Origin of the sequence: Mesorhizobium sp. M2A.F.Ca.ET.037.01.1.1, from assembly GCF_003998075.1 — a bacterium.
In the GTDB taxonomy this organism is placed as follows: domain Bacteria; phylum Pseudomonadota; class Alphaproteobacteria; order Rhizobiales; family Rhizobiaceae; genus Mesorhizobium.
In genome coordinates, this window is record NZ_RZSA01000637.1 from 1 (window position 1) to 4,001 (window position 4,001).

Annotated in this window: 5 protein-coding genes and 1 pseudogene; all 6 read left to right on the forward strand. The window is 62.1% G+C overall.

Going from position 1 to position 4,001, the window contains the following annotated elements; genetic code table 11:
- Nucleotides 1-270: pseudogene (locus tag EOA27_RS25925) on the forward strand (C4-dicarboxylate ABC transporter); the annotation flags it as partial.
- 68 nt (nucleotides 271-338) lie between these two features.
- A complete protein-coding gene (locus EOA27_RS25930) occupies nucleotides 339-857 on the forward strand; it encodes a TRAP transporter small permease subunit (RefSeq protein WP_348525911.1) in 519 nt (172 codons plus the stop codon).
- Nucleotides 854-2,155, forward strand: a complete 1,302-nt coding sequence (locus EOA27_RS25935) for a TRAP transporter large permease (RefSeq protein ID WP_127257596.1) — start codon at nucleotides 854-856, stop codon at nucleotides 2,153-2,155. The genes EOA27_RS25930 and EOA27_RS25935 overlap by 4 nt, the downstream gene beginning before the upstream one ends.
- 14 nt (nucleotides 2,156-2,169) lie before the next feature.
- Entirely contained in the window at nucleotides 2,170-2,601 is a 432-nt protein-coding gene (locus EOA27_RS25940) for a type II 3-dehydroquinate dehydratase (RefSeq protein ID WP_126080027.1), read from the forward strand.
- Nucleotides 2,602-2,749: 148 nt separating this feature from the next.
- The gene (locus tag EOA27_RS25945) at nucleotides 2,750-3,529 is read left to right on the forward strand and encodes a cyclase family protein (RefSeq protein WP_210211644.1); all 780 of its coding nucleotides are present in this window, start codon (nucleotides 2,750-2,752) and stop codon (nucleotides 3,527-3,529) included.
- Nucleotides 3,530-3,542: 13 nt separating this feature from the next.
- Nucleotides 3,543-4,001: sugar phosphate isomerase/epimerase (locus EOA27_RS25950; RefSeq protein WP_145970531.1), on the forward strand; the 459-nt coding region annotated here is incomplete at its 3' end.

A 4,001-nucleotide genomic window follows, 5' to 3' on the forward strand; every position in this document is an offset into this window, starting at 1 on the left:
CTTCTGGCCGTCTCCAAGAAAGTGTGGGACGAGATGGGAGCCGACAAGCAGGGGCGGCTCCAGGCCGCGGCCGACGCGGCCATCGAGTTCTCGACCGGCAAGCATCTGGCACGGGAAAAGGAATTGGTCGAGTTTTTCAAAGGCAAGGGGCTGAAGCTCTATGAGCCAGACGTCGCCGCCTTCCGCAAGCACGTGCAAGAGCAGTATCTGGCGTCCGACCTGGCGAAAGACTGGCCGGCCGGCATGCTGGAGAAAATCAACGCGCTCTGAACCGATCCGGCTCCAGGGTGAATACCGTGGAGCCGGCGCCGCCACGCCGCCGCCGTGAGGGACCAATCTTGAACGCCAATCCGCGCGAAATCGCCGGCCGACTCTATCGCCTCGCGGAGGCCGTGCTGGCCGCCATGATGGCGCTGATGTTTGCCGCGTTCATCCTGCAGATCGTCTTTCGCTATCTGCTGAATTTCCCGATCGGCTGGACCAACGAGCTCAGTGTGATGCTGTGGATTTGGCTGGTGCTCTGGGGGGCCGCCTTCGTGATCCGGGAGGAAGAAGAGATCCGCTTCGACCTCTTCTACGCATCGGCAGGACCAGGCATCCGCCGCGTCATGTTCATGACGGCGGCCGTGGCGCTCATCGTGCTCTACACGATCTCGTTGCCAGCGGTGTTCGATTACGTGACCTTCATGAAGGTCGAGCACACCGCCTACCTGAAGTTCCGCTTCGACTGGCTCTTCTCGATCTATCTTGTCTTTGCCGTCGCGACCCTGATGCGCTACCTGTGGCTTTCTTGGCAGGCAGCCTTCGGTCCGGCGCCTGAGAAGCCGGATCCGACACAAATGGGGTCCGGCACGTGAACCTCGCCAGCCCCTTCTCCCTGTCGGTCATCGCGATCACGACACTGGCCTTTCTCGGTCTGCCGATCGGCCATGCCATGATCGCCGGCTCGATCCTTTATCTGCTGCTTGCCGGGCTCGACATGGGCACAGTTGCCGAACAGTTGCTGAACGGCATGTATGCCAACTACATCATTCTCGCCGTGCCCCTTTTCGTGCTGGCGGCCGAACTTATGAACATCGGCTCGATGACCGAGCGGCTGCTGCGCTTCTGCAATGCCATTGTCGGCCGCTTTCGCGGCGGCCTCGCCTTCGTCAACATTGTCCAGGCGATCATCTTTGCCGGCATGTCGGGCTCGGCTATCGCCGACGCCGCCGGGCCCGGCAAGCTGATGCAGAAGATAATGACCAAGGACGGCAAATACCCGCCGAGCTATGCTGCCGCGCTCTCCGCCGCGACGGCGGTGATCGGACCGATCATCCCGCCCTCGATCCCGATGGTCGTCTACGCCCTCGTCTCCGACGCCTCGATCGGCTACCTCTTCCTCGGCGGCGTGGTGCCCGGCTTGCTGATGGCGGCGGGTCAGATGACCATCGTCGCCTATCATGCCCGCGTCCACGGCTTTCCGGTCGAACCGCCGACGCCGCTGCGCGAGATGCCGCGCATCACCTGGCAGGCGTTGCCCTCGCTGATGATGCCGGTGGTGTTGCTGGGCGGCATCTACAGCGGCGCAACCACGCCGACGGAGGCGGCCGCCGTCGCCGGCGCCTACGCCTTGCTGGTCTCGGTCGTCCTCTATCGCAGCGTCAGTTTCGCCGATTTCTACCGCTCGGTGCTGGTGAGCGCCCGCACCAGCGCCTCGATCGGCATGTTGATCGGCGGTGCGCTGGTGTTCAACTATGTGGTGACCGTCGAGAACATCCCGCAGTCGGTGAGCGCGTTGCTGCAGGCCTGGCAGCTATCGCCCACAGGCTTCCTGATCCTCGTCAACATCCTGCTTTTGCTGCTGGGCTGCGTGCTGGAGGGAACGACCATCCTGCTGGTCATCGTGCCGGTGCTCATCCCGACTGCGCGGGCGCTGGGCATCGATCTGGTGCATTTCGGCGTGGTGGTCGTCGTCAACATCATGCTTGGCCTCGTCACGCCGCCTTATGGCCTGCTGCTCTTCATCATGGCCAGGATCGCCGAAGTGCCATTTAGGGACCTGGTGCGCAATGTACTGCCTTTCCTCGGGGCAATGATCGGCTCGCTGGCGCTGATCACCTTCTTTCCGGGGCTTGTGCTCTGGCTACCGCGCTTGCTCGGCTATCAGGGGTGACAGGGAGCTTCGGAATGAAATCAATCTTTGTGATCAATGGCCCGAACCTCAACCGCCTCGGGACACGCGAACCTGAGATCTACGGCAGGACGACGCTCGCCGAGATCGAGGCTATGTGCCGCGAGGCGGCCGGCGAACATCCGCTCCGCTTCCACCAGTCCAATTTCGAGGGCGAGGTCGTCAACTGGATCCACCAGGCGATCGACGACGGCGCCGGCATCGTCATCAATCCGGCCGGGTTCTCCTTCACCTCGATTGCCATTCTCGATGCGCTGAAGATGTTCGCCGGGCCGATCGTCGAGCTCCACATTTCCAACATCCACCGGCGCGAGGAAATCTATCACCGCTCGCTGGTCTCGAAGGTCGCGACCGCCGTCATCGCCGGTCTCGGCCCTCGCGGATATGCGACGGCCGTGAAATCGCTGAAGGAATTGATCGACGCATAGCGGCTCCATCACCCGCTCGCGGAAGCGGGCGAATGAACGAACTGGTTAGTATAGACCGGCATGACTTTTAACCATCAAAGGGGAAGGAGATCGCATGTGCCCTCCAGGATGCCTTCACTCGATCTGCGAAAATGCGACGCGCAGAGGCTTGCTCAAAGCCGGATTTACACTTGGGCTTGGCGCGGCGGCGGTCGCCGCGCTTCCGGCAGTGCCGCCGGCCCAAGCGGCGCCGATCAGTTTCACCGATACGGTCGACCTCTCGCACGCGCTCTATGAGGGCTTTCCGACCTTCAGCGGTGAGAAATGGTTCACCGTCGAACATCTCGTCACCTTTGCCAAGGATAAGGTGAACCTCAATCGATGGACGATCGTCGAGCATAGTGGCACGCATATGGACGCGCCGATCCACTTCTCCGCAGATGGAATGACGGCGGATCTGATCCCGATCGCGGATCTGATAGTCCCGGTCGCCATCATCAACATCGCAGCGCGTGCGGCCGAGAATGCGGACACGGCGTTGACCCCGGACGACATCAAGGCCTGGGAATCGAAGAACGGTCCCCTGCCGGAAGGCTGCTGCGTGGTGATGAACTCCGGCTGGCACAAGTTGGTCGGCGATCCAAAATTCGCTGGCAGAGACGATCAGAAGAAGAACCACACCCCTGGTTTTCATGTAGAGGCCGCGCAGTTTTTGATTAACGAACGCAAGGTGAAGGGTATCGGCGTCGATACCCTCTCGCTCGACACCGGCTTAAACTCAAGCGGAGCTTTTCCGGTCCACTACGAATGGCTGGGCAGCGGCCGTTGGGGCGTGGAGTGCCTGGCTAATCTCGATGCGATCCCGGAAGCCGGCGCACGTCTTTTCCTCGGCATTCCGAAGGTTAAGGGCGCGACTGGTGGACCAACGCGTGCCATCGCGCTCCTTTGACGCGCCAACAACGATGAAGACCTCCATCGCCACCGTCTCGATCAGCGGCGACCTTCGCGAAAAGCTCGCAGCCATAGCCGCGGCCGGATTCGATGGCGCGGAGATCTTCGAGAACGACTTCCTGGCTTTCGACGGTACGCCGGCCGAAGTGGGACGGATGGTTCGCGATCATGGGCTGGAAATTACGGTCTTCCAGCCATTCCGCGATTTCGAAGGATTGCCGGAGCCGCAAAGACAGCACGCCTTCGACAGGGCCGAACGCAAGTTCGACCTGATGCGGGAACTCGGCACCGACCTGATGCTTGTCTGCTCCAACGTCTCGCCAATGGCGCTTGGCGGCATAGACCGGGCCGCCGCCGACTTCCGCGAACTGGGCGAGCGCGCGGCGCGCCGGGGCCTGCGCGTCGGTTACGAAGCGCTGGCTTGGGGGCGCCATATCAACGACCACCGCGACGCATGGGAGATCGTGCGC

Excerpts from the sequence above, each read along its gene's own strand:
- EOA27_RS25940 (WP_126080027.1), top strand. The coding sequence starts at position 2,170 with ATGAAATCAATCTTTGTGATCAATGGCCCGAACCTCAACCGCCTCGGG.